This is a genomic window from Nocardia vinacea (genome assembly GCF_035920345.1).
In the GTDB taxonomy this organism is placed as follows: Bacteria; Actinomycetota; Actinomycetes; order Mycobacteriales; family Mycobacteriaceae; genus Nocardia; species Nocardia vinacea_A.
Genome location: NZ_CP109149.1, coordinates 7,631,368 through 7,655,905, shown reverse-complemented (window position 1 = coordinate 7,655,905; position 24,538 = coordinate 7,631,368). Strand labels below are relative to the sequence as shown.

General features: G+C 65.2%; 26 protein-coding genes, 1 tRNA gene and 1 pseudogene. 10 read left to right on the top strand and 18 right to left on the bottom strand.

Annotated elements, in window-relative coordinates:
- Positions 1 to 7: 7 nt before the first annotated feature.
- From purB to OIE68_RS34840, 3 genes are all read right to left on the bottom strand, one after another.
- Positions 8 to 1,429, bottom strand: a complete 1,422-nt coding sequence (gene purB / locus OIE68_RS34850) for an adenylosuccinate lyase (RefSeq protein WP_327095197.1) — start codon at positions 1,427 to 1,429, stop codon at positions 8 to 10.
- Between the two features lie 83 nt (positions 1,430 to 1,512).
- Positions 1,513 to 2,151, bottom strand: a complete 639-nt coding sequence (locus OIE68_RS34845; protein ID WP_327095196.1) for a TetR family transcriptional regulator — start codon at positions 2,149 to 2,151, stop codon at positions 1,513 to 1,515.
- A gap of 141 nt (positions 2,152 to 2,292) precedes the next feature.
- The gene (locus tag OIE68_RS34840) at positions 2,293 to 3,459 is read right to left on the bottom strand and encodes a pyridoxal phosphate-dependent aminotransferase (protein WP_327095195.1); all 1,167 of its coding nucleotides are present in this window, start codon (positions 3,457 to 3,459) and stop codon (positions 2,293 to 2,295) included.
- A gap of 138 nt (positions 3,460 to 3,597) precedes the next feature.
- Between OIE68_RS34840 and OIE68_RS34835 the strand changes: the two genes are divergently transcribed.
- Entirely contained in the window at positions 3,598 to 4,572 is a 975-nt protein-coding gene (locus OIE68_RS34835; protein WP_327095194.1) for a M23 family metallopeptidase, read from the top strand.
- A gap of 185 nt (positions 4,573 to 4,757) precedes the next feature.
- On the opposite strand, the gene purD is transcribed toward OIE68_RS34835, so the two are convergent.
- Positions 4,758 to 6,029, bottom strand: a complete 1,272-nt coding sequence (gene purD / locus OIE68_RS34830) for a phosphoribosylamine--glycine ligase (RefSeq protein WP_327095193.1) — start codon at positions 6,027 to 6,029, stop codon at positions 4,758 to 4,760.
- Between the two features lie 251 nt (positions 6,030 to 6,280).
- On the opposite strand from purD, the gene OIE68_RS34825 reads away from it, so the two are divergent.
- Positions 6,281 to 6,655 carry a PH domain-containing protein gene (locus OIE68_RS34825; protein ID WP_327095192.1) on the top strand — a complete coding sequence of 125 codons (375 nt, stop codon included), beginning with the start codon at positions 6,281 to 6,283 and terminating at the stop codon, positions 6,653 to 6,655.
- A 100-nt stretch (positions 6,656 to 6,755) separates the two neighbouring features.
- Positions 6,756 to 7,181, top strand: a complete 426-nt coding sequence (locus OIE68_RS34820; RefSeq protein ID WP_327095191.1) for an HIT family protein — start codon at positions 6,756 to 6,758, stop codon at positions 7,179 to 7,181.
- A 34-nt stretch (positions 7,182 to 7,215) separates the two neighbouring features.
- On the opposite strand, the gene OIE68_RS34815 is transcribed toward OIE68_RS34820, so the two are convergent.
- Both OIE68_RS34815 and OIE68_RS34810 read right to left on the bottom strand, forming a co-directional pair.
- Entirely contained in the window at positions 7,216 to 7,413 is a 198-nt protein-coding gene (locus tag OIE68_RS34815; RefSeq protein WP_327095190.1) for a hypothetical protein, read from the bottom strand.
- Positions 7,414 to 7,450: 37 nt separating this feature from the next.
- On the bottom strand, positions 7,451 to 8,386 hold the full coding sequence (locus tag OIE68_RS34810; protein WP_327095189.1) for a helix-turn-helix transcriptional regulator: 936 nt from the start codon (positions 8,384 to 8,386) through the stop codon (positions 7,451 to 7,453).
- 186 nt (positions 8,387 to 8,572) lie between these two features.
- On the opposite strand from OIE68_RS34810, the gene OIE68_RS34805 reads away from it, so the two are divergent.
- The gene (locus OIE68_RS34805; RefSeq protein ID WP_327095188.1) at positions 8,573 to 8,812 is read left to right on the top strand and encodes a hypothetical protein; all 240 of its coding nucleotides are present in this window, start codon (positions 8,573 to 8,575) and stop codon (positions 8,810 to 8,812) included.
- Positions 8,809 to 8,961 (top strand): hypothetical protein, encoded by a 153-nt coding sequence (locus OIE68_RS34800; protein ID WP_327095187.1) that lies wholly within the window; start codon positions 8,809 to 8,811, stop codon positions 8,959 to 8,961. The genes OIE68_RS34805 and OIE68_RS34800 overlap by 4 nt, the downstream gene beginning before the upstream one ends.
- A 102-nt stretch (positions 8,962 to 9,063) precedes the next feature.
- Here OIE68_RS34800 and OIE68_RS34795 read toward each other — a convergent pair.
- Positions 9,064 to 9,135, bottom strand: a tRNA-Thr gene (locus OIE68_RS34795).
- Between the two features lie 121 nt (positions 9,136 to 9,256).
- Between OIE68_RS34795 and OIE68_RS34790 the strand changes: the two genes are divergently transcribed.
- On the top strand, positions 9,257 to 9,661 hold the full coding sequence (locus OIE68_RS34790) for an HNH endonuclease (RefSeq protein WP_327095186.1): 405 nt from the start codon (positions 9,257 to 9,259) through the stop codon (positions 9,659 to 9,661).
- A gap of 94 nt (positions 9,662 to 9,755) precedes the next feature.
- Here the strand turns inward: OIE68_RS34790 and OIE68_RS34785 are convergent.
- The 3 genes and pseudogenes from OIE68_RS34785 to OIE68_RS34775 form a co-directional block, all read right to left on the bottom strand.
- Positions 9,756 to 9,842 (bottom strand): annotated as a pseudogene (locus OIE68_RS34785) (MbtH family protein); the annotation flags it as partial.
- 158 nt (positions 9,843 to 10,000) lie between these two features.
- Complete coding sequence (locus tag OIE68_RS34780; RefSeq protein ID WP_011207082.1) at positions 10,001 to 10,243, bottom strand: MbtH family protein; 243 nt, start codon at positions 10,241 to 10,243, stop codon at positions 10,001 to 10,003.
- Between the two features lie 129 nt (positions 10,244 to 10,372).
- The gene (locus OIE68_RS34775; protein ID WP_327101935.1) at positions 10,373 to 11,206 is read right to left on the bottom strand and encodes an alpha/beta hydrolase; all 834 of its coding nucleotides are present in this window, start codon (positions 11,204 to 11,206) and stop codon (positions 10,373 to 10,375) included.
- A gap of 187 nt (positions 11,207 to 11,393) precedes the next feature.
- Between OIE68_RS34775 and OIE68_RS34770 the strand changes: the two genes are divergently transcribed.
- The 4 genes from OIE68_RS34770 to OIE68_RS34755 all read left to right on the top strand — a co-directional run bounded on the left by OIE68_RS34770 (position 11,394) and on the right by OIE68_RS34755 (position 15,840).
- The gene (locus OIE68_RS34770) at positions 11,394 to 11,564 is read left to right on the top strand and encodes a hypothetical protein (RefSeq protein WP_169338030.1); all 171 of its coding nucleotides are present in this window, start codon (positions 11,394 to 11,396) and stop codon (positions 11,562 to 11,564) included.
- An 83-nt stretch (positions 11,565 to 11,647) separates the two neighbouring features.
- The gene (locus OIE68_RS34765; RefSeq protein ID WP_419150831.1) at positions 11,648 to 13,225 is read left to right on the top strand and encodes an alpha,alpha-trehalose-phosphate synthase (UDP-forming); all 1,578 of its coding nucleotides are present in this window, start codon (positions 11,648 to 11,650) and stop codon (positions 13,223 to 13,225) included.
- A gap of 384 nt (positions 13,226 to 13,609) precedes the next feature.
- Positions 13,610 to 14,347, top strand: a complete 738-nt coding sequence (locus OIE68_RS34760) for a response regulator transcription factor (RefSeq protein WP_040686331.1) — start codon at positions 13,610 to 13,612, stop codon at positions 14,345 to 14,347.
- Positions 14,344 to 15,840 (top strand): HAMP domain-containing sensor histidine kinase, encoded by a 1,497-nt coding sequence (locus tag OIE68_RS34755; RefSeq protein WP_327095185.1) that lies wholly within the window; start codon positions 14,344 to 14,346, stop codon positions 15,838 to 15,840. The genes OIE68_RS34760 and OIE68_RS34755 overlap by 4 nt, the downstream gene beginning before the upstream one ends.
- 183 nt (positions 15,841 to 16,023) lie before the next feature.
- On the opposite strand, the gene OIE68_RS34750 is transcribed toward OIE68_RS34755, so the two are convergent.
- From OIE68_RS34750 to OIE68_RS34715, 8 genes are all read right to left on the bottom strand, one after another.
- Positions 16,024 to 16,545 (bottom strand): h domain protein, encoded by a 522-nt coding sequence (locus OIE68_RS34750; protein ID WP_327095183.1) that lies wholly within the window; start codon positions 16,543 to 16,545, stop codon positions 16,024 to 16,026.
- Positions 16,542 to 17,270, bottom strand: a complete 729-nt coding sequence (locus OIE68_RS34745) for a hypothetical protein (RefSeq protein WP_327095181.1) — start codon at positions 17,268 to 17,270, stop codon at positions 16,542 to 16,544. The genes OIE68_RS34750 and OIE68_RS34745 overlap by 4 nt, the downstream gene beginning before the upstream one ends.
- A 76-nt stretch (positions 17,271 to 17,346) precedes the next feature.
- Positions 17,347 to 18,753: an MlaD family protein gene (locus OIE68_RS34740; protein ID WP_327095180.1), complete on the bottom strand. Its 1,407-nt coding sequence runs from the start codon at positions 18,751 to 18,753 to the stop codon at positions 17,347 to 17,349.
- Positions 18,750 to 19,970 (bottom strand): MCE family protein, encoded by a 1,221-nt coding sequence (locus OIE68_RS34735; RefSeq protein ID WP_419150608.1) that lies wholly within the window; start codon positions 19,968 to 19,970, stop codon positions 18,750 to 18,752. The genes OIE68_RS34740 and OIE68_RS34735 overlap by 4 nt, the downstream gene beginning before the upstream one ends.
- Positions 19,967 to 21,235: an MCE family protein gene (locus tag OIE68_RS34730; RefSeq protein WP_327095178.1), complete on the bottom strand. Its 1,269-nt coding sequence runs from the start codon at positions 21,233 to 21,235 to the stop codon at positions 19,967 to 19,969. The genes OIE68_RS34735 and OIE68_RS34730 overlap by 4 nt, the downstream gene beginning before the upstream one ends.
- Positions 21,232 to 22,299 carry an MCE family protein gene (locus tag OIE68_RS34725; protein WP_327095177.1) on the bottom strand — a complete coding sequence of 356 codons (1,068 nt, stop codon included), beginning with the start codon at positions 22,297 to 22,299 and terminating at the stop codon, positions 21,232 to 21,234. The genes OIE68_RS34730 and OIE68_RS34725 overlap by 4 nt, the downstream gene beginning before the upstream one ends.
- Positions 22,296 to 23,324, bottom strand: a complete 1,029-nt coding sequence (locus OIE68_RS34720; protein WP_327095176.1) for an MCE family protein — start codon at positions 23,322 to 23,324, stop codon at positions 22,296 to 22,298. The genes OIE68_RS34725 and OIE68_RS34720 overlap by 4 nt, the downstream gene beginning before the upstream one ends.
- The gene (locus OIE68_RS34715; protein ID WP_327095175.1) at positions 23,321 to 24,532 is read right to left on the bottom strand and encodes an MCE family protein; all 1,212 of its coding nucleotides are present in this window, start codon (positions 24,530 to 24,532) and stop codon (positions 23,321 to 23,323) included. Before OIE68_RS34715 ends, OIE68_RS34720 begins: the two co-directional genes overlap by 4 nt.
- Positions 24,533 to 24,538: the final 6 nt, after the last annotated feature.

Here is a 24,538-nt window from a genome sequence, read left to right as displayed (position 1 = left end):
CGGTCGGTTAGAGGATCGGCGACGGGGTGTAGCGAGCGGCGTCGGGGTATTGGTCCACGAGCTTTTGGACGGCGGCGACCACATCGGAAACCTGGGCTTCGGCGGCGCCGATGAAGGCGGACTTGTCGGCCAGGGCGGCATCCAATTCGGCGCGGTCCAACGGGAAGCGGGAGTCGGCGGCCAGGCGGTCCAGCAGGTCGGGTTCGCGACCTTGTTCGCGCATGGCGAGGGCGACGGCTACCGCGTGTTCCTTGATTACCTCGTGGGCGGTTTCGCGGCCCACCCCGGCGCGCACGGCCGCGATGAGCATGCGGGTGGTGGCCAGGAAGGGCAGGTAGCGGTCGAGTTCGCGGGCGATGACGGCGGGGTAGGCGCCGAATTCGGTGAGCACCGTGAGGAAGGTTTCGATCATGCCGTCGATGGCGAAGAAGGCGTCCGGCAGCGCGACACGGCGCACCACCGAGCAGAAGACATCGCCCTCATTCCATTGCGCGCCAGCGAGTTCGGCGGCCATCGAGGCGTAACCGCGCAGCACCACCTGCAGCCCGTTGACGCGCTCGCAGGAGCGGGTGTTCATCTTGTGCGGCATGGCGGAACTGCCGACCTGGCCGGGCTGGAAGCCCTCGGTGACCAGTTCGTGGCCCGCCATCAACCGAATGGTGTGCGCGAACGACGACGGACCCGAACCGACCTGCACGAGCGCCGACAGCACATCGTGATCGAGCGAGCGCGGATACACCTGGCCGACACTGGTCAGCACATTCGCGAAGCCGAGATGCCGCGCGACCTGCTGCTCCAGCGTCGCAAGCTTGGCCGAATCGCCGCCGAGCAGATCGAGCATGTCCTGCGCGGTGCCCATCGGGCCCTTGATACCGCGCAGCGGGTAGCGGTCGATGAGCTCCCGCAGGCGGGTCAGCGCGATCAGCAGTTCGTCGGCGGCGGAGGCGAACCGCTTGCCCAGCGTGGTGGCCTGGGCGGCGACATTGTGCGAACGACCCGCCATCACCAGCGCGTGGTACTCGGCGGCGCGCTCGGCCAACCGTGCCGCCACCGCGACACCGTGCGCGTGCACATGCACGAGCGAGAGCCGGATCTGCAGCTGCTCCACATTCTCGGTGAGATCGCGGCTGGTCATGCCCTTGTGCACATGCTCGTGCCCGGCCAGTCCATTGAATTCCTCGATGCGCGCCTTCACGTCGTGGCGGGTGACCCGCTCACGCTCGGCGATCGAGGCGAGATCCACCTGATCGATGACCCGCTCGTAATCGTCGATGACGCCTGCGGGCAGATCGATGCCGAGTTCGGACTGCGCCCGCAACACCTCCAGCCACAGCCGCCGCTCGAGCACGATCTTGTTCTCGGGCGACCAGAGATGCACCAACTCGGGGCTGGCGTATCGGGTGGCAAGGACGTTCGGGACGAGGCTCACGACTGCGCCTCGCTAGCGCTCGGCTCCGTCGTACGCCGGGGCGCTGTGCCTTTGGTTCGCTCGCTGCGCTCTCTCACGTCTTGTCAGTCTAATGTCCGGAACCTGTCGACCTGCTGCGGCGTCGCGGGCGCGACGATATCGATGACCTCGAGCAACGCACCGCGCGCCATTCGCCTTGGCTCCGGGTCCATTTCGCTCAGCGCTGCCACCACGGCCCCGTCGACCACCGCGACCATCCTGCGCATCTGCTCCGCCCGAACCGCCCGATCGGAGCGGCGCAGCACATCGGCGAGCAACTCGTCCAGCTGCGCCCTTAGTCGGAGCTGCACTTCCCGCAGTTCCGGATGCCGCGCCGAGGCCACCGAACGCTCATAGCGCGCGATGAGCTGCCCGCGTGCGCCCTCGTCGTTTCCGTCCGACCCCACCAGCAGGTCCAACACCAGGTCGACGGTCGCCTCCGCGCCGCGTCTGCGGTGGCTCACCTCGCCGACTCGACGCCGCATCGCGTCCAGCTCCGAATTGCCGCTGAATTCGACCGCTCGCGCGATCAGATCATCGAGCGACTCGAAGTAGTACGTCGTCGACGCCAGCGGAAGGTCGGCGCGCGTTGCGACCGAGCGATGCCGCACCGCATCGAATCCGCCTTCGAGTAACAACTCGGCGGCGGCCGCTACCAAAGCCTGGCGACGCCGTTCGCCTTTCGGGGTCGTCGCGGTTATCACCGTGCCATCGTGCCAGTCATCATCAGTTCATCCGTGCGAAATCAGAGGAAACCCAGAGAGTGAAAACCCAGCCATCGTTGTTTTACCGCATCTGCACGTTCATGGTGCAGAACTGTGCAAACTCGTTGTCGGACAGCATGATCAACCACGCAGATAGTGACCCAGCCGAACGAGTGCCGCCTCGATGTCCGCAGTAGCTCCGGCGAAGGAGAACCGTACCGTCCGGTACCCCGCCGCGGTATCGAAGTCGATACCGGGGGCCAAGGCGACTCCGGTGTGGTCGAGCACCTCGGTGCACCACTTCCGGGAATCGTCGGTGAGATGGCCGATATCGGCGTAGGCGTAGAAGGCGCCGTCGGCCGGGGCCAGCTCGGTGATGCCGAGCTTCGGCAGCCCCTCCAGCAGCAGTTGCCGATTCACCGCGTAGCGCCGGACGTGACCGTCGAGTTCCTCCTTGGCCTCGGCGCCGAACGCATGCAGCGCCGCGAACTGCGAGACCGCGGGCGGACACACGGTCATATTGGACGCGAGCCGCTGCAGTGCGGGTCGCAATCCGCTCGGCGCCAGCATCCAGCCCAGCCGCCAGCCGGTCATCGAGAAGTACTTCGAGACCGAACCGATGACGACGGATTCGCGCGAGGTCTCCCAGGCCGATGACGTCCGACCGCCGCCGACGCCCTGGTAGGTGATGCCGTGGTAGATCTCGTCGGAGATCAGCAGGGTGCCGTGCGCATCGCACCAGCGGGCCAGCGCGGCGAGCTCGTCCGGATCGATCATGGTGCCGGTCGGGTTGGCCGGACTGGCCACGATCAGGCCCGCGGGCGGTTCCGGGAGCGCCTCCAGCATGGCGACCGTCGGCTGGAATCGGGTCTCCGCACCACAATCGAGTTCGATGACGCGACAACCCAGCGCGGTGAGGGAGTTGCGATAGGCCGGATATCCGGGCCTGGCCACCACGACAGTGTCCCCGGCGTCGAATGCGGCCAGGAAGATGAGGGTGAACGCGCCGGAGGAGCCGGTCGTCACCACGACGTCATCGGGTTCGACGGCGTATCCGTAGGTATCGAGGTGGTGTTCGGCGATCGCCTCGCGCAGCGGCAGAATGCCGAATGTCTCTGTGTAACCGAGCAATTCGGAATCGATTGCCGTCTTCGTCGCGCGCAGCACCGGGGCGGGTGCGGGCGTCGAGGGCTGCCCGGCCGCCAGCACCAGCACATCGCCGTGCGTCCTGGCCCGTTCCGCGGCAGCTTTCCAGACATCCATCACGTAGAAAGGTGGAATGGTCGACCGGCGAGATTCTCTGGACACTCGACGTACGGTAGACCGTGCCGCACGTCGGGTGCGCGCCGATGCTCGGCTTTTGTCGAAGTCGACGGGTACCGAAATGCGACCGACCGTGCGGTTCGGCATGTGCGCGGCATGCGGCACGGGTTATGGTCGGCGTTAATGCTTGACAAGGCTCGCCGTGCGCGGCTGGACCGAGTACCCGGGGTGGGTGGCATCGGTGTCATACCCCCCGATTGGCGTGCCAAGTTGCGGGAACGGCGCGAATCCGAGTTGCGTGGGCGGGCACGCGAGGTGCTCGGCGAGTGCAAGGACGGCCTGCTCTGGCTACGTCGGCAACCACCGCCCGACCTGCACGCGCTGTGGGAGGACCGGCCCAAACCCGACTATCGCGCGTTATCGCGCAAGCACCGGATCCTGATCGCGGGAGTCTGCGTCACAGCCGTATTCGCGGCCGCTGATTCCGCGTCCACCTGGGGCGTCACCGATCGCACGCCCGGCCCGAACGAAGCGCAACGCGTCGCCTTCGCCTATCCACAGCAGATGCAGTCGACACCGCCGTCGGTGAAGCGCTATCTGAATGCCATCGCCAACGGTGAGCGCATCCGTGAGCAGGAGGTGGTCGCGGCGGCGGCCCGCGCAACGCTGGAACGCGCCAAGGCCGAGGCGGCCGCGGCCGTGTCCGGTGAGTATCAGCCGTGGATGGCGGGCAGCGCGCCGGTCACGACGGGTACGGTGCTGCCCGGCATCATCGGCATGGTTTTGCCGGCCCGCGGCACCTTCACCTCCGGATTCGGTTCGCGCTGGGGCACTTTCCACAACGGCATCGATATCGCGGGGCCGATCGGCACACCGATCTATGCCGTCGCCAGCGGCACCGTCATCGATGCGGGACCCGCGCAGGGGTTCGGACTATGGGTGCGGATCCGGCACGATGACGGCAGCATCACCGTCTACGGCCATATGTACGACTTCTTCGTCTCGGTCGGCGAGCGTGTTCCGGCGGGTATGCAGATTGCCCGCATGGGTAACCGCGGTGACTCCACGGGGCCGCATCTGCACTTCGAGGTGATTGTCAACGGACAGCACGTCGACCCGCAGCAGTGGTTGGCGGTGCACGGGCTCACGTTCGGGTGATCACGGAAAGCTCCGACCGGAGCGAGTCTGTCGACGCGACCACCACGGAGCGAGTCTTACGAGCGACGTTCGCGGCCCGTCTCGCGTCCGAGTCGTCGAAGCGCATGCGACGCAGTCGCGAGTCTCGACGGCTCGGACGCGAGACACCAGGGGCCGCGAACACGCCGCGCCGCAGGCGCGGCAAATCAAACACTGATGCGGTCCTCGGCGGCGGCGAGGCCGATATCGGTGCGAAAGTGGCTGCCCGGCAACTTGATCGAGGCAATTCGGTCATAGGCGTGTGCGCGCGCCTCGGCCAGATCCGCGCCGATGCCGACGACACTCAGTACACGACCGCCCGCGGAGACCAGGGCCCCGTCCTCGCGCAACGCGGTTCCCGCATGCAGCACGGCGGACGAGTCGTCGGTATTGCCCTCGCCCGCTCCGGTGATCACATCACCGACGCGGGGGTGACCCGGATAGTTCTCGGCGGCGATCACGACCGTGACGGCCGAACCATCCCGCCAACGCGGCGCGGCGACCTCGGCGAGTGTGCCGGTCGCCGTGGCATTCAGCAATTCACCGAGCGGACTCTCCAGCAGCGCGAGCACCGCCTGGGTCTCCGGATCGCCGAAGCGACAATTGAATTCGACGACGGCGGGTCCGTCCGCACCGATCGCCAGACCCGCGTAGAGCAGTCCGGAGAAGCCGCAGCCACGCCGCACCAACTCCGCCGCAACGGGCTTTACGACGTCATCGACGATCGCGGTGGCCGTCTCCTCCGGCAACCACGGCAGCGGCGTGTACGCACCCATACCTCCGGTATTCGGCCCGGTGTCACCGTCGCCGACGCGCTTGTGATCCTGTGCGGGCAGCAGCGGCACCACGGTCTCGCCGTCGACCAGGCAGAACAGCGAAACCTCTGGTCCGTCCAGGAAGGATTCCAGCAGCACCGGATGGCCCTGCTCGAGCAGTTCGGCACCGTGATCGCGGGCCGCATGCCGGTCGGCGGTCACCACCACACCCTTGCCCGCAGCCAGCCCGTCGTCTTTGACCACCCAGGTCGGGCCGAAGCGGTCGAGCGCGGCATCGAGTTCAGCGGGGTTGTCCACAATCTCGCTGTGCGCGGTGCGGACCCCGGCGGCCGTCATGACGTCCTTCGCGAACGCCTTCGAACCCTCGATGCGCGCGGCCGCAGCGGACGGACCGAAGCACGCAATGCCCGCGGCCCGGACCGCATCGGCGACGCCGAGCACCAGCGGTACCTCGGGGCCGATCACCACCAGGTCCGCGTCCAAGTCGGTAGCCAGGGCGACAACTGCCTCCGCGGAGGACTGATCGACGGCTCTGACCTGCGCGTACTGGGCGATCCCTGCATTGCCCGGCGCCGCGAACAGCGCGGTCACCGCGGGGTCCCGGCGCAGGGCCAGGACGAGGGCATGTTCACGGGCTCCAGAACCGATGACGAGTACGCGCACGCGCAACAGCTTAGGTTGTCGCCAATAATGGCCCCCCGCCTCCCCGGAACTTTGCCGGTCGTTGGGTACACCTTAACTTCGTCCGTGGACCGGCGGTCGAGTCGCTGGCCCACTCTCGGGCGTGCCCGACGAGTTACCCATGTACTCACGAAATCAGTCGTCACGTTCTCGGCCCCCAGCGGTCGTCGTGTGGATGATTGATGGGAGGGGGCGCGACAGCCGACCTCCATCGCGCAAAGGACGTGCTGACTATGGGTCTGATCGACGGACTGATGGGCAATGCCGGGCGGATCGATCCCGGTAAGGCGCAAGAGGAATACGCGAGACTGATGGGCGGCGGTGAACAGGTCTACGCCGCGTATCTACTTGTCCGCGATGCGATTCTGTTCACCAACAAGCGTCTCATCCTGGTCGACAAGCAGGGTGTCACCGGCCGCAAGGTGAGCTATCACAGCATCCCCTACCGCGCCATCACCCACTTCTCGGTGGAGACCGCGGGCACCTTCGACCTGGATGCCGAACTCTCCATCTGGATCTCCGGCACCCACGAACCGGTGCAGAAGCGGTTCAACCGACAGGTCGACATCTACGAAGTGCAGGGCATCCTTTCGCACTACGTCGCCTGAGCACATGGTCTGAGCCGATATCGGGCCTCTTCGCCGACCTCGGTGTGTCGACACCAAACCCGAACGACCGATCGGAAGCTCCCGGCGTAGCCTGCGGTGCATGGCTTCTGTTTTCAGCGCGATCATCGAGGGCCAGCTGCCGGGCCGATTCGTCTGGGAGGACGACGAATTCGTCGCATTCCTCACCATCGCCCCGGTGACGCAAGGGCACACGCTGGTGGTCCCCCGCAAGGAGATCGATCAGTGGCAGGACGTCGACGCCGACACCTTCGCGCGGCTCAACGGTGTCGCGCAGAAGGTCGGCCAGGCGGTCCGCCACGCCTGGGACGCCCCTCGCGCCGGCCTGCTCATCGCCGGCCTGGAAGTCCCCCACCTGCACGTCCACGTCTTCCCGGCCTTCACCATGGGCAACTTCGACATCTCCGGCGCCAACCCCCACCCCACCCCCGAATCCCTCGACGAAGCCCAAACCAAAATCAAGACCGCCCTGCGCGACTTGGGCTACGGAGCCAACGTTCCCGACTGATCAGGCGTCACTTCGATGCGCCGGGTGAGTCGACCTAGACCGTATAGGTGTCGCGGAACGCCTCGCGGACGGTCGCCGCATCCGGCGCGTCTCGGCCTTCGATTCCGGAGACCACCTCGGCGACGCGCCAATAGTTGGACGGGACCAGTCGGCCGGAAGTCACGGCCGTAAGCGTGACGTCTGCCGCCTCATCCAGCTTGTGGGCGGCTACCAGGGCCAAGCCCAGGTTCATATTCGCCGTAGCGATTCGGCGCGGCCGGTCGACGCGGTCACACCGAATCGCCCGCGCTCATGTCTGGATCGACGCGGCGCAGCGCTGATGCCAACCATTCGGACCGGCGATGTTCGGCTGGCATCACTGCCAGCCCGTGTGTCGCCTCCCCGATTGCTTCGGCCGTGTGCCCCAGCAGCGCCAGCACACCGCCACGCTGCACAGCCCCGAATCCGGTGCTCCACCAATACATCGACGCGGGGGGCTCAGCGCCGTCCGCCGCTTCCGCCGCCGCGTCGGCCAGAGCCAGCGCACGTTGTGCTTCGACCTTCTCTCCGTGCGCGGCCAATAGCTCGGCTCGCCGCATTCGCCCATAGGCCGTGATGACGGGGTGCGCGTCCCGTACCGCCAGCGCGGCGTCCGACAGTGCGACGACTTCGTCATAATTCCCCACGCTCATAGTCACGTAGCCGAGGAAGCCCAGGCTGTGGGCAAGCCGGTCCGGGTCGCGAGACTCCTCCGCCAGGCTCACAGCCGTGCCGAGGCTACGCCGGGCAGCGGCATCAGCTCCGATCGCGTGCTCCAGCCACCCCCGATACTGCGTGACCTCCGACGCGAGGGACGCCGCACTATTCCATCCCACACGCGCCTCACCGGCGAATGTCTCGGTCATCTCGGCCATGCCCCGGACGGCGGGCAGAACTGTCAAAGCCCCTGCCGCGTCCTCGAATCGGCGCATAGCCGCCAACATCACCGCCACGTCGGACAAGGCGGTGATGTCCACGCTGGCTGGTGCTCGCGCCACCGCCGTCAGCCGCTCCAAGTCCGCGCCCAGCACCCTTTCGTAGGCAGCGACGACACCGGCAGGTACCGGGCGTTGGCCGGTCTCGATCAGCGACAGGTATGCCCTGCTGTAGTAGCTCCGCTCGGCCATCGCGCGCAGCGAGATACCCGCCGCCTCGCGAGCGGCGCGCATCAGCGCACCGGGTTCCATAAGACCAGCCTAACGTGCTCAGTCCGCTGGTAGACGCTGTGGACGCTTGTTGACACCGAACTGGTCCGTTCCCGAAAGTCGCACGCCTAGCGTGTTTTTCAGCCCCGCCGCCGGGTCGATGCCGAGTCCTGATCGGCACCTCGGCGGTGGGTGCCCACCAACACTGACAGCCGAAGGGGGCGGGAGATGGCACTCCCCATGCGATTCGATGACGAAGATCTCCGCAAGCTGGCGATAGCGGCGGATGACGAGAAAGGCTACTGCTATCTCCAACGGGACGATGGCTCATGGTCATTGATCGATGACGACGGATGGGAAGTCGAGTTCGCCGAACCCGACCCCGACGTGATTTCGGCGATCGCGGCGACAATGCGCGCGCCGATCGACGTAGAGCCGGAGTCCGTCGTAGACACCGAGATTCGATGAGCGGATGGATCTTGCTCGGGTATGTCGTCGTGAGCGGACTGCCCTTGACCGTCGTCGTCATGGTGATCTTCTGGCCGGTGTCCTCCACCTCCAAACGATGGTCCGTCGACGAGATCGAGCAGCGAGTAACCCGCCTGCTCCTGGGGTAGGGCGGGAAAGAACGTGCCGCGACCGCCGCCAGCGAACTGTGCGCCGCCGAGGCCGATGGGGAGATGAAAACGGGCGCGCCGTTGGCGACGCGCCCGTACCGGAGCCCCCTGTCAGGATTGAACTGACGACCTTCGCTTTACAAGAGCGGTGCTCTACCACTGAGCTAAGGAGGCGGGTGAAGCGGTTGCCATCATAACGGGGCGCACCGACGGCGCGACACCGGGTTTCCGGTGCCCGGCGGCGTCTCTTAACGATCCTCTGGCATTGTCGGTGGGTAGCGGTAGCGTCCACAGCGTGAGGCAATGCAAGGGGTGCGCCGCTGCGCTGGTCAAACGGAGTCAGCTGGTCTACTGCAGTCTGGGATGCCAGCAGGCAACCCAGCGCAAAGCCCTGACCGAGCGGTGGTTGCATACAGGCGAAGCCCGAGTACGCGGCCACCAAGGGCATTATCTCCGTGATTACCTGACCGACGCCCAGAGCCACAGATGCGCGATATGCGGTATTCGGAGCGAATGGCGCGGGCGCCCACTCGCGTTCATCCTTGACCACATTGATGGCGACCCCACTCACAATCGACGGGAGAACCTGCGGCTCATCTGCCCGAACTGCGACTCCCAGCTACCGACGTACAAGAGCCGGAACCGGGGCAACGGTAGACACTCCCGGCGTGGGAGATACGCCAACGGGCAGTCTTACTAGGCCGAGAACTACTGCGCTGCAGCAAGGTGACCAGGTTACGGCGCCACGCTGCTGCAGCTCGGTGAGAGATCGGCGCAGTGTCGGGTACCGCGGGTCAGGACTGGGCGGCGGCCTGCCGCGCCGCGTCGTCGGCGGCCATCGCGTCACGCAGGCTCTTGGGCCGCATATCCGTCCAGTTCTTAAGGCGAGTGCTCCACCATTGAGCTAAGGAGGCGGACGGCGTCTTTCTCGAAAAGCGGTGCCAATCATAACCGGGCACGCCAGCTGCGTGACACCGGCTTTGCGGTGTCACGCAGTGACGGTTCAGCGTGGGCCCGGCGCAGTATCGGATACCGCGGGTCAGGACTGGGCGCCCTGACGGGCCGCGTCGTCGGCGGCCATCGCGTCACGCAGGCTCTTCGGACGCATATCGGTCCAGTTCTTCTCGACGTATTCCACGCACGCGGCGCGGCTGTCCTCGCCGAAAACGACTCGCCATCCGGCCGGGACCTCCGCAAAGGCCGGCCACAGCGAATGCTGTTCCTCATCGTTGACCAGAACGAAGAAGCGGCCGTCTTCGTCATCGAAGGGGTTGGTGCTCAATTTCACCTCACTGGATACTGGCGCATGTACGGGATCGCCCTTGGCTCGTCCAACGCTGTTCGAGCGCCGGAAGCTCCCCGAGCGTTGTGTCGACCCTAGCAAGGCAGACGTTACGCGTAGGCAGTTACCTCAGGCCGCGAAGAAATCGAGCAGGATCTTGTTCACCGCTTCGGGACGCTCGAGATAGCCGTAGTGCCCCGCATCAGGAACTTCCAGGTAGCGCGCGCCCGGGATGACCTCGGCAACCTCCCTGGACAGATACGGCGGAATCATCCGATCGTCGGCGAATCCGATGGCCAGGCACGGCACCTTGATGCCGCGGTAGGCCTGCACCCGGTCGAAATCATGGTCCATCCGGCGCTGGGCGCGGATACCGGGCGTCACCGCACCACCGGTGAACTCGAACAGATCGAGCCAGTCGCGGGCGGCGTTCGGGTCGGCCATGGTCGCGGGCGACATATTCATCACCGCGGTCACGGCGGCCTCGTACTTCGCGGGCAAGCTGACCCCGCTGGCGTCGAGTTCGTGTTCGCCGAGCGAGAGCGTCTTCTGGAACTGGTCGAGACGACCGTGCCCGGCCATGAACACGGCCTTGCGCACCAGCTCCGGACGCGCCAGCGCGAGTTCCTGCGCCACCCGCGCGCCCATCGAGGTGCCGACCACCAGTGCGGGACCCTCATCGAGCAGTTCGATGAGTCCGGCGGTATCGCCGACCAGCTGATCGATGGTCATACCGTCGGCCGCCTCATAGGACGGTTTGATGCCGCGATTGTCGAATGTGCAGACCCGATATCCGGCCTTGACCAGCGTCGGGACCTGATGCAACTCCCAGACCCGGCCCGGGCTGCCGGTACCCATGATCATGACGACCAGCGGACCCGCGCCCTTGGCCTCCGTGCCCTTGGTGCGGTCGCCCTTGACCTGGTAGTTGAGTGAAATTCCGTTCACCGTGGCCAGCGGCATATCGACCCTTTCGTGGAGTTGGTGCTGCTTTCCCACGGTATAGGGCTTCGGTTTTCGGCGAGCAGGCGAAGGGTATGACGCCGAACGTGTCCGAGGTCACCCGGATCCAGGTGCGGCATACCGCCATGGTGGCCAGATACCATTGACTATTCGCACGTACGAGCGTACTGAGCCGGGAGGACAAGAGATGGCCGCGAAGAGCAGCGCGAACGACATCGCGGACGACGATCTGGAACCACTCGCCGACGAGACCGCCCGTCAGGCGCAGCGAGTTGTCGCGGCCTACGCGGAGGACGCGGACGAATGCCGGATGCTGCTGTCCATGCTGGGCATCGGGCCTAACTCTCGGGGCGAGTAACCACCTCGACGTCAACGGGGCCGTCGACTATTCACAACTTCAAAGCCGAAAAGCGACGCGCAAAGGATGCGTGAGTGGACCAGATGATCCAACAGCCGTCCGAAGACTCCGAACACGCCTTTCTAGAGCCCCCATCCGAACCCGACACCACGGTGGTCCCGTCCGCCCTGGCCGAGATGAGCGGGGCTGGTTCCGGCTTCGTCGTCGTCGCCAACCGGCTGCCGGTCGACCTGGAGAAACTGCCCGACGGTTCCACCCGTTGGAAGCGCAGTCCGGGCGGTCTAGTGACCGCGCTGGAACCGGTGCTCCGCAATAACAAGGGGGCGTGGGTCGGGTGGGCCGGCGTTCCCGATGTCGATATCGATCCGATTATCGAGGACGGCCTCGAACTGCATCCGGTGCCGCTGACCGCGGAGGAAGTCTCCGAGTATTACGAGGGCTTCTCCAACGGCACGCTGTGGCCGCTGTACCACGATGTGATCGTGCGCCCGGTCTACGACCGGGCCTGGTGGGCCGCCTATGTCACAGTGAACCGGCGCTTCGCCGAGGCCACCGCGAAGGTCGCCGCCGAGGGCGCGACCGTTTGGGTGCAGGACTACCAACTGCAGTTGGTGCCGAAGATGCTGCGGATGCTGCGGCCCGATCTCACCATCGGATTCTTCCTGCACATTCCGTTCCCGCCGGTCGAGCTGTTCATGCAGATGCCGTGGCGAACCGAAATCATCGAGGGTCTGCTCGGCGCCGACCTCATCGGCTTCCACCTGCCGGGCGGCGCGCAGAACTTCCTCTACCTGGCCCGCAGGTTGGCAGGCCAGCCCACCTCGCGCGGCACCGTCGGTGTGCGGTCCAAGCTCGGCGTGGTGCAGGTCGGCTTCCGCACGGTCCGGGTCGGCGCGTTCCCGATTTCGATCGCCTCGGCCGAACTCGACGAGCATTCGCGCCGCCGCTCGGTCCGCGAACGGGCCGCGAAAATCCGTGCCGAACTCGGCAATCCGAAAAATATCCTGCTCGGCGTCGACCGCTTGGACTACACCAAGGGCATCGATATCCGCCTGGCCGCGTTGGAGGAATTGCTGCTGGAGAACAGGCTGGATCCGGCCGACACCGTCATGGTGCAGCTGGCCACCCCGAGCCGTGAACGGGTGGAGAGCTATATCCAGATGCGCGGCGATATCGAGCGCCAGGTCGGCCGGATCAACGGTGAATTCGCCAGGGTCGGCTATCCGGTCGTGCACTATCTGCACCGCCCGATCCCGCGCGACGAACTCGTCGCCTTCTTCGTGGCCGCCGACGTCATGCTGGTGACGCCGCTGCGTGACGGAATGAACCTGGTCGCCAAGGAGTACGTCGCCAGTCACAGTGGTCTCAACGGAGCGTTGGTGTTGAGCGAATTCACCGGTGCCGCAGCCGAATTGCGTCAGGCATATCTGTGCAATCCGCATGACCTGAACAGTGTGAAGGATGCCGTCATCTCCGCACTGGAGGACGACCGCGACACGCGTCGCCGCCGAATGCGCTCCCTACGCCGTCAGGTGCTCGCGCACGATGTGGACCGCTGGGCGCGGGCGTTCCTGGAGGCGCTGGCTCAGGACCAGGTCGCGGGCAGCGCGCTGCTCACCGACGACGATGTGTACCCGGAGTCGCGAGCTCCCCGTCGCTGACGCAACTACGGCGGGGCGAGTTTTGCGTGCGTCTGTTTGTGGCCTGTCTCGTGTCCGTGTCGATGGTGCGGTGATCGAATGCAGCCGGGTCGTGGGAGCGCGTGTGCCGCTGGCGTGAGTCTCTGATGCGCGCATCAGGTGCCGGACACCGTGCCGTCAGTGACCACGACGGAGCGAGTCTTACGAGCGACCGTTCGCGGCCCGTCTCGCGTCCGAGTCGTCGAAGCGCATGCGCCGCAGGCGCGAGTCTCGACGACTCGGACGCGAGACACCCGGGGGCCGCGAACACGCCGCGCCGAAGGCGCGGCCATTAGACAGAGCACTCACAGGAATCACCCAGCAAAGGTGCAGACAGTTCCCAGTCGATTGCCGGACTATGAAGCAATGAGTGGTGCGCCTGCGGAGTCCACGCCCGAGGCTCGGGTGCTGGTGGTGGACGACGAACCCATGATCGTGGAGCTCCTGTCGGTGAGCCTGCGGTATCAGGGGTTCGCGGTCGATACTGCTATCGACGGGGCGCAGGCGCTGGACAAGGCGCGCACCTTCCGACCGCAGGCGCTGATCGTCGATGTGATGATGCCGGGTATGGACGGCTTCGGGCTGCTGCGCCGACTGCGCGCCGACGGCATCGACGCACCGGTGCTGTTCCTGACCGCACGCGACGACGTCCAGGACAAGGTCGCTGGACTCACCCTCGGCGCCGACGACTACATCACCAAACCGTTCAGCCTGGAGGAAGTGGTGGCCCGGCTGCGAGTTGTGCTGCGCCGCTTCGGTCATGCCGCGCCGCAGCGCGAGAGTTCGCGAATCCGGTTCGAGGACATCGAACTCGACGACGACACGCACGAGGTATGGAAGGCGGGCGAGCCGGTTGCGTTGTCGCCCACCGAATTCACCTTGCTGCGGTATTTCATGGTCAATGCCGGAACGGTGTTGAGCAAGCCGCGCATCTTGGATCATGTGTGGCGCTATGACTTCGGGGGCGAGGTTGGTGTGGTCGAAACGTATGTCTCGTATCTGCGTAAAAAGGTCGACACGGGCGATCAGCGCTTGATTCACACTCTGCGCGGCGTCGGATACGTAATGCGCGCGCCGAATCGGACGCGCCAGTCCGAGAAATGATCATCTCCCGGATCGCACAGAACCGTCGCAAACTGGCACGCGCTTCTTCGGCGATTCCGTTGCGGGTGACGCTGGTGCTTGCACTCGTGCTGCTTTCCGCGCTCGGACTGTTCGCATCCGGCATGGTCGTCACCTCGGCGCTGGAGAATTCGCTGCTGCACCGCACCGATCAGCAGCTTCGCGATGCGGTGATGGCATGGTCGCGGCCGCGGCCGCCGACTCCTTCGAATCCGTCGCATCCGTCCAGCACCTTCTTTGTCCACATCGAGCCGACCCCGGGCGGCAACGGCACCGTCTATTTCGAGACCAGGCCGTTCAATGAGGAAGCCGAGCCGGAGCTGCCGCGACTGCCCGAGATCCGGCCGACCACGGATCCGCCGGGCAGCAAGGTACTCACCAGACCGGTAACCGTCGGCTCCAAGAACGGTTCGACGGTCAAATGGCGGACCATGACGGCGGTGTCACCCGATACGACGACCACGGTCGCGATACCGCTCACCGAGAACATCGACACGGTCAATCGACTGATCATGTTGCAGCTCATGGTCGGTGCTGCGGTGCTCGCCGCGCTGGCGGTGCTCGCCTACTTCGTGATCCGACGCAGTCTGCGGCCGTTGCGTGCGGTCGAGAAGACCGCCGCCGCCATCGCCGCTGGTGACCTGCATCGCCGAGTTCCAGTGCGCGGCACCAACACCGAGGTCGATCGGCTGTCCCAATCGCTTAATGGCATGCTGGCCCAGATCCAACGGGCCTTCGCCGCGACGGAAGCCTCCGAATCGGCGGCCCGGCGCTCCGAGGCGAAGATGCGCCGCTTTGTCGCCGACGCGAGCCATGAACTGCGCACCCCGCTCACCACCATCAGCGGCTTCGCCGAACTGTATCGACAAGGCGCGACCGCGGATCCGGCCATGTTCATGGACCGCATCGAACACGAGGCCCAGCGCATGGGGCTGTTGGTCGAGGACCTGTTGATGCTGGCCCGGTTGGACGCACAGCGCCCGCTGGAACTGGGGCCGGTCGACCTGCTCGCCATCGCCAGCGACGCCGTGCATAATGCCCGCGCCGTCACAGCGGCCAATGGCGATGAGGGTCCCCGCCGCTCGGTCGAACTGGAAATCCGTTCGGGCACAGGAACATTGGAAGTGAAAGGTGACGAGGCGCGGCTGCGTCAGATACTGGCCAACCTGCTGAACAACGCACTCACGCACACACCCCCGGACGCCGACGTCAAGGTCCGGCTGACCCCCACCGACGACGAGGTCCTGCTGGAGGTCGCCGACACGGGTCAGGGCTTGCCGCCCGAGGAGGCCGAGCGGATCTTCGAACGCTTCTACCGCACCGACACCTCCCGCACCCGCGCCAGCGGTGGCACCGGCCTCGGCCTATCCATCGTCCAGGCCCTGGTCGACGCACACAACGGCACAGTGAGCGTCGAAAGCGCCGACGGTGAAGGCACCACCTTCACCGTCCGTCTGCCCCGCGAAAATCACTGAGTGACCACGAAGGGCGGCTGCGCGGGGGGACCAGCTCGGACTCTCGCGCTTCCGGAAGCTCCGCGACCGCTGCACGGGTCGGTAGCCACAGCTCACCATTCCCGTCGTTGTCGTCCGGTGGGCCGGGGCGGGTTCGGACCGCACGCGGCGGCGTTCAGGCGATAGTGACAGCGCCTGCGTCGGCTAGATCGGCGTCACCGCCGAGACGAGCCAGCGGCCGTCATCTTTGTCGAGGCTTACCCGGACTCGGCTGGTGCTGATATTCGCTTGGGGGGAGTCCTTGCCGGTGCTTACCTGGTTCAGGTAGAGCAGGACTACTGCGTGGGTGGGTTCGGCGGAGACTACGCCGGTGGCCTGGGTGGTGGCCTGGACGTTGAGTTCTTTTTCCTTGGCGCCGGGGGCGATGGCTTCCTTGATCAGTTTCAGGTAGTCATCGCGGAAGCCGCCGCCGAGATTGTCGGCGGCCTTTGGCAATTCGGCGTCCACCGTTTTGAAGTTGTAGGTGAACATCGCCTCGACGGTGCGCTGCGCCGCGGGGACCGCCTGGGTGCGAGCCTGTTCGCTCTTGCGGTCGTTCCAGTACTTGTATCCGGTGACGCCGCAGATGGCCGCCAGCGCGACGATGACGAGGGCGACCGCGGACGCCACCAGAATCAAACGCCTGCGCCCACCCCTCATCGAATCGATACGCGATGCTGTACTCATGCTACGAACTCCACTTGTGAGGCGGTGATCCCGTTGTCGCCGCGGGTGACGGTGACCCGGAATCGGTAGTACCGCGTCTGCGGATCCGCCATGCCCGCATTGGTCAGGGTCTGTTTGGCGGCGACCAGCACGCGTGCCGAATCCCCGTCCTCGCTCTCGATGGCGGATTCGATGATCTCACCGGTGGCCTTCACCTTGGCCTGTTCGACCACGCTCGCGTAGGCGTCCTTGCGCTGCGAGTATTCGGCCTTGAGTTCGCCGGAGGCCACCGCGAGGACGCGGTCGATATCGGCCTTGGCAGTGTCGTCCTTGATGGTGGTGAGATTGAGAATCGCCTGCTTGGCGGTCTGCACGTAGTCCGCGCGCCGCGCATCGCGGTCGGATGCGGTGTGCAGGTTGGAGGCGAAGAATCCGGTGCCGATCACCAGCGCGATCGCCACGACCACGGCCGCGGCGGCACCTGCGATGAACACCCAGCGCGGCGGGCCGGACTTCGGAGCGTCATCGACGACATCCGCGACGCTGGGTATCTCCAGCGTGGTCACGGGTTCGGCATCGTCGCTCGGGCTGTCCGAATCCGACTTCGTCACCTTGACGGTGACATCGACGGCCTTGGTCAGCTCGACACCTTCGGTCTCGAGCGGGATGGTGTCCTCCGGCGGCGGACCTGCCGAACGCACCGCCCGTCGCCTGGGCCGGGCCTTGACCACACTGGATTCACTCATGCCTGCACCTCGCTGACGCTCGGTTCCGGCATGCGCGAAGCACGCTGTGACATTGTTCGTTCGCTGCGCTCTCTCACTACTGCTGCTCCTGAAGCATCGCCTGCCAACTCGACGGTATCGTGCCGGATCCGTCCTTTCCGATATCCCCCTGACGGTACGTGCGTCCGTCCGGTCCCATGAACGTCCCACTGCCGGGATCCAATGTCGTACTGTGTGCGGCCGGGTGGGTGGAGCCCTGATCGCCGATCGGGTCACCCGACGGTGTCACCGGCTGCGGCGGTCCGAACGCCGGGTTATTGCCTTCGGGCACATAGCCGTTCGGGTCGCGGCACAGCTCCGGCGATGGCGCCCGCTTACCCGGCACTTCCATGCACGGCGTATTGCGGATACCGCGCACGGCTTCCTTGGCGTTCTGCGCCACCTTGCAGTAGAGCCCGGGCGGCGTATCCGGGGTGTCGAGCTGGGCGGGCGAGCGGCGCTGTTCCGGCGTGAGGAAGCCGGTGGTGCAGCCGGGCGGATCGTTGAGTTCCAGGTGGAAGTCCACCACGGCACCGTATTCGACGGGGCCGCGGATGACCGTCAGGAACGCGGCGGTCAGCGGCGGATAAATCACGAGGATCTGTTCCAGACCCGAGTGATAGGTCACCGCGACCTGCCCCACGCTGACCAAATTCGACAGCAGGATCGGCAGGGTCGGACGCAGGTCCTGGAACAGCGAACTCACCTGCTGTGCCGCGCCGGGCGTCTTCTCGATGACATTCCGCAGTGCCGGATCATGGGCGCGCAGTTGGTCGGTGACCGTCGCCAGGTCCTGGGTCCACGACCGGATCGCCGCATCGGACTGATTCTGCGTATCCAGCAGCGGCCCGATCTTTTCCAGCAGATCTTTGGTCGGCTCGGCATTCGCCTGAGCCTCCTGCACCAGCAGCGACGCGGAATCGATGAACTTCTGCAGATCCGGTCCGGCGCCGTTGAAGGCCTTGAACGCATCGTCGATCACCTGCCGGAGCTTGGTATCGGCAATGCTGGACAGCAGACGATCGGATCGATCGAGCACGGTGCCGATATCCTCGGGCAGCCTGGTGCGATCCACCTGAATCACCGAACCGTCGGAAAGGTTGCCGCCCTTGACATTCGCGACGGGCACCAGATCGACGTACTGCTCACCGATGGCCGAGACACTGCGCACCCACGCGTCGACATCGGACGGAATCTTGTAATCGCTATTGATAGACAGCTTCGCGTCCACACCCGTCGGGGTGAGCCGAACCTCTTCCACCTTGCCGACATTCGTGCCGCGGTAGGCGACATTGGCCGTCGGATACAGCCCGCCGGTGGCCAATAGCTTTACCGTCACCTCATAGCGGCCGATACCGAACATGGCGGGCAGTCCCACATAGGTACCGCCCATGACCACCAAGCCGATCACCGTCAGCACCGAGAAGATGGCCAACTGGATCCGGACGAATCGCGTGAGTTTCATCGGCCCGCACCTTCCTGCCCGGCGGGCGGAACGGTGAGGCCGGGAATCGCGGGCAGACCCGGAATCGGCGGCAGCCCAGGGATACTCGGCGTCGGAGCCGGAGTGGCGCCCGGTGACTGCAGCGGTGCCGTCGACGGATTGCTATTGCCCTCCGCCGTACCGGCCAGCCCGCCGAGTGCACCCTCGACCCCGCCGAACCGACCGCCGAGCGGAGTGCCGGTGAGGAAGTTCGAATCCAATCGCTTGCCGGTGATATCGACGGTCATGATCAGGTTCATGTAGTCGCCCTTGACCGCGTGATCGAGATTCTTCATCGGGAACGGGAAGGTGAAGATCAGCTTCAAGACCTCGACCAGGCTGTTCCCGGTGCTCGCCAGCGTCTCCAGCACGGGTGCCAGATTCGCCAGATTCGCCTTCAGATTGTCCCCACCCTGCGCGATGATCCGCTGCACCACATCGCTCAGATCACCAAGGGCGGTAAGGGTGTGCGTGATGTCCTCGCGCCGATCGGCGAGCACGGTGAGCGCCGGATGGATCTGTTCGATCGCCGCGGCCACCCGATCCTTCTGCTTGGCCAGCGTGCCTGCGAACCGGTCCAGTCCACCCATCGCATCGATGATGTCCTTGGTTTGGGAATCCAGTGTGGTGGTCAGCTCGGTCAGCTGCGGCAGCAGATCCCGGATCGCATCCTCGCGACCGTTGAATGCGGCATTGAGTTCGTGGGTAATGGTTTCGAGCTGACTGATGCCGCCGCCGTTGAGCACCACCGACAGCGATGACAAGGTCTGCTCGGTGGTCGGATAGACACCGGCCCGGTCCAGCGGGATCAGATCGCCGTTCTTCAGCTCCCCCTGTGCCGGAACATCTTTCGGCGCGGCGAGCTCTAGATGATTGCTGCCGAGCAGGCTGGTCTGCCCGATTCGGGCGGTCGCATTGGCGGGCAGCTTCACATCGTTGTTCAACGAGACGGTGACCAGCGCGTGCCAGCCCTCGACCTCGATCTTCGACACCGTGCCGACCGTCACGTCGTTCACGCGGACCGGCGAATTACGGGTCAGCGTGGTGACATTGGGCATCTGGATCTTGACTTCGTAGGCGTTATCACTTCCGGCCGTACCGGGCATGGGCAGCGAATTGAGCCCGTCCCATTCGCAGCCGCTGACTCCGAGCACGACGGCCAATCCGATTGCCGCACCGGCCATTCGCATGCGCATCATCGCCCTCCTCCCGGAATGGCCAGCCCGGCAATACCGTTCGGCACCGCTACCGGATCCGATTGCGGCACCGAATCACTCGGCCCGCGCGCGGCCAGACTCGGCGGACTGTAGACGAGCTGGTGCGGGAACGCGGTCTGGTTGGAGACCGGATTGGCTAGCAGCGGTGGGTAATTCATCATGAGCTGCTGGATGACCGGTGCCAGATACTGGCGGCACAGGGCGGCGCTCTGATCGGAACCGTTCGCATCGTTCGCCTCGACCGCGCCGCAGAGGAAGGCGAACGGATTGGCGAAGTTCGGCGCGACGACTGCACCGGTGAGACTGCCCTGCGCCGGATCGTAGATCTGATAGAAGTTCGCCAGCGACGTCGGCCCGGAATGCAATACCTGCTCGAGCTGGGGCCGCTTATCCGCGAGGATCTGGGTGACCTCGGCCAGCCGCTGCACACCCTCGGTCAGCGCCCCGCCACGCTCTTGGATGAACCGCTGCACATCACCGACGGCGATGTCGAGATTGTCCAGTCCGGCACCGAGATCACCGGAAACATTCGCGAGCACCGATGAGACCGAGGCGAGCCGACCGCCGAACTGCACGATCTGATCGTTGCTCTTGGACAGCACATCCACGAACTGCTGCAGATTGCGGATGGTGCCGAACAGATCGGTGCGCCCGTCCGACAACGTACTCAGCGTGTGCGACAGCTCGCGCAGGGTATCGCGCAACGCCTCCGCATTGCCGTTGCCGAGATTGTCGGCGGCGGTATTCACGAACCGCCCGAACGAGCCCTGCTTATCGTCACCGACCGGACCCAATGTCGTTGCCAGCTTGGACAATTCGGCCTTGATGTCATCCCATTCGACCGGAACCGCGGTGTGCTCGATCGGAATCACGCTGCCGTCGTGCATTTTCGGCCCGCCGGTGTAGGCCGGGGCCAATTGGATGAATCGCGCCGACACCAGCGACGGCGAAATGATGACCGCCTTGGCATCCTGTGGAACATCGATGCCACGATCGAGCGTCATCGCGACCCGGACCTGGTCCTTACCGGGATCGATGGAGTCGATCCGGCCGACCTTGACTCCGAGCACGCGCACCTCGTCACCGGCGTACAGGCCGGTCGTGGACGGGAAATACGCGGTGATCGAGGTCTTTCCGATCCGCGATATCAATGACCACCCGCCGGCGATCACCAGCGCGGCGATGACGACCAGCGCGAGCACCCGCACCCATGGCGGTGCCGAACGAACAGTGCGCAATGCATTCATCGCGGCGGCTCCTGAATCGCGGGCTCGATCGACGGCAACGCGGGGTCGGTCAGATAGGCGCGGAAGGAGTCCGGCACATGCTGCGGCCAGACCAGCGCGTCGACCAGGATCTGCAGGCCGCGCGTGGTCGCGTTCGAGACATACGCCTGGAAGTACGGACCGCTGCCGACCTGCTCACCGAGCGCGGCCGAGAACGGACCGAGTCCATCCAGCGCCTTCGACAGGTTGTCTTTATTGGATTGCAGCAGTGCAAGCACCGAATTCAGCCGGTCCAGTGTGGGTTTCAGCTGCGCCTCGTTGTCGTTGACGAGGCCGGTCAGCTGTTGGGCCAGCCCGTTGATGTACACGATCAACTGACTGAGCGCGCCGCGCCGCCGATCCAATTCGCCGAGCAACTCGTTGCCGTCGACCAGCAGCGCATTGATCTGATTGCTGCGATCGGCGAGCACCTTCGTGACGTTCTGCGCCCGGCCGAGCAACTCGGTCAGCGCCTTGTCCCTGGTATTCAGGCTGCGCGAGAGTTGGGTGACTCCGTCGAGTGCCGACCGCAGCGGGGCGGGAGTATCAGCGAAGGTTGTGGACAGCGCGTCCAGCGTCCGGTTGACCTGGTCCATGTCCAGGCCCTTGACGGTATTCGTCAGATCGCCGAGCGCGTCGGTAAGCGAATACGGCGAGGTGGTGCGGTCCAGCGGAATCGTGTCGTTCGTCCGGGTCGAACCGCTGCCCGCCGGGGTCACCTCGAGCGATTTGCGGCCGAGCACCGTATTGGTCTTGATGGCGGCGCTCGTTTTATTGCCCAGCACGATTCCCTCGTCCAGCGTGAATCGGACGTAGACCTTCGCACCGTCCAGCTTCACCTGCTCGACGCGTCCCGTGCGCACACCCGCGACCTGCACATTGTCACCGGGAACCAGTCCGCCCGCATCGGCGAAGTACGCGGTGTAGGTCGCACCGGAGCGGATGAACGGCAGCCGGTCGACCTGGAGGGCGGACAGCGAGACCGTGGTCGCGACGACAATGCCGATGATGCCGAGCGAGACTGCGCGTGATCGGGTTTCCTTCATCGGCTCTTCGCACACCTTCCCGTCGTCTGCATACCGGGCAGGGTGATGTGCATCGGCTTGCCGTCCGGCCCGTCGACAATGAAGTTCGTGCCGCACACGTACATATTCAGGAACGACCCGTAGGAACCGATCCGGACCAGCTTCTTGTAGGTTTCGGGCAGTCGGTCCAGCACCCACTGGACGGTGTCGGAGCCGTCGTCGAGGGTGGCGGCGACGGTGCCGGTCTGCTCGATAGTGGTCTTCAGATCCGGCCGGGCCTGCTGCAGCAGATCGGTCAGATCCCCTGTCGCACCGGCGATCCGCGGCAGGGCCGCGCCGATCGGATCCTTATCGGCGGCCAAACCGCTGACCAGCCGCTGCAATTCCTCGAGCGTGGTGGCGAACTGCTGATCGCGGTCATCGATCGTGGCGAGCACGGTCTTCAGATTCTCGATCACACTGCCGATCAACGCATCTCGATCGGCGAGGGTTTTGGCGAACGATCCGGAACTGTTCAGCAGCGCGACGAGCGTGCCGCCCTGCCCCTGGAAAACCTGGAGCAGCGCCTCGGTCAGATCATTGACCTGAGCCGGATCGAGGCCGCGCAGCAGCGGTTTGAAGCCGCCGAGCAACATATCGAGATCTAGTGCGGGCGAGGTGCGATCAAGGCCGATGGTGCTGCCCTTGGATATCACCTGCGCGGTACCCGGCCCCTCCAGCAGTTCGAGATACCGGTCTCCGACCAGGTTTTCGTAGCGGATGGTCGCCTTGGTGCTGGTGTAGAGCCGGTACCTGCTTTCCACATCGAAATCGACGTGCGCGAGATTGTCCTTGCCGACATGCACCCCGGTCACCGAACCCACCGGCACACCGGCGATTCGCACCTTCGCACCGTCCAGCATGCCGGAGGAGTTGGTGAAGACCGCGTGATAGCCGGTCTCCCTGGCGAAGCGCATCTGGCTGAACACCACCACCAGTCCGGCCAATACCAGCGCCATCACCAGCGTAAAGATCGTCAGCTTGACTGTTGTCGCGTGTGGTTTCACAGCTGCCCCACCCCCGGCAATCCGGCGAACAGCAGCTGGAACACCTTGGGCCCGTTCAGATGTGTCGTCGTCGACGGCGTCCACACGTGACCCTCGGAGGTATCGGTGACCACGAAGTTCGCGTGGCTGTCCGGCACCCGGTCCAGCACACCCTCACAGTGCGGCCCGCCGGTGGCATTCACCTTCGGCAGATCCTCCGGGTACTGGTAGGCATCGGCGCCCGGCATGAAACTCGCATTGAGCGGCACCGCGTCGAACCGTCCGCCGAAGATGTCCTCACCGATCGGGAGCACATTGGCCAGGCCGACGACCAGGCAGTACAGCGCGGGCTTGTAGTCGTTGAGCAACTGGGTGGTCGGACGCAGCAGATCCAGCGCCGTCACCAGCGGTTGTTCGTTCTCGCGCAGCACTGAGCCGGTGGTATCTGCCAGTCCGATGAGGTTGGCCAGCATCGCATCGACGTTCTCCTGCTCCTCGACGAGTGTCCTGGCCGTCACGGTCAAGTTATCGGTGGTGCGCAGCAGATCCGGCACGGTGTCGGCATACAGATTGGTGACACCGGTCGAGGAGACCAGATCCCTTTGCAGTGCAGGCAGACTCGGATTGATATCGCGCAGGTAGGCATCGCTGCGGGCGAGCAGATCACCGAGCTTCTCGCCGCGCCCCTGCAGCGCGGTGCCCAGCGCCGACAGTGTGGCATTGAGCTTTTCCGGCTCGATCTTCTGCAGCACATCGGTCAGATGCTGGAACAGCGTATTGAATTCGACGGTCACCGATTCGGCCGTCACGGTCGATCCCGGCTTCAGCGGGGTCGACGAAGCCTGTTCCGGCGCAGTGAAATTGATGTACTTGGCGCCGAATACCGTGGTGGACTTGATATCCACGGTCGCATTGGACGGAACCATTTTCAGCAGTTCGGGATCCATCGCCAGCGTCAGCTTCGCACCGTCGACGGTCTGCTTGATCTCCGAGACCCGACCGATCTCCACACCGCGGATCTTCACCTTGGCGTCGGGATCGAGCACCAGGCCGCTGCGCGGTGCGTCCACCGTGACGGTCACCGTCTTGGTGAATCCGCCGAAGAACATGACCATCGCGACGGACACGACCGCGACCAGCGCGATCACCATGCCGAGCCCGGCGAGCTTGAGCCCGAGCCCGCCGCGCAGTGCCGCGCCGAGGCCGCTTCCCGATTGCTTCGTTGCCATACCGCT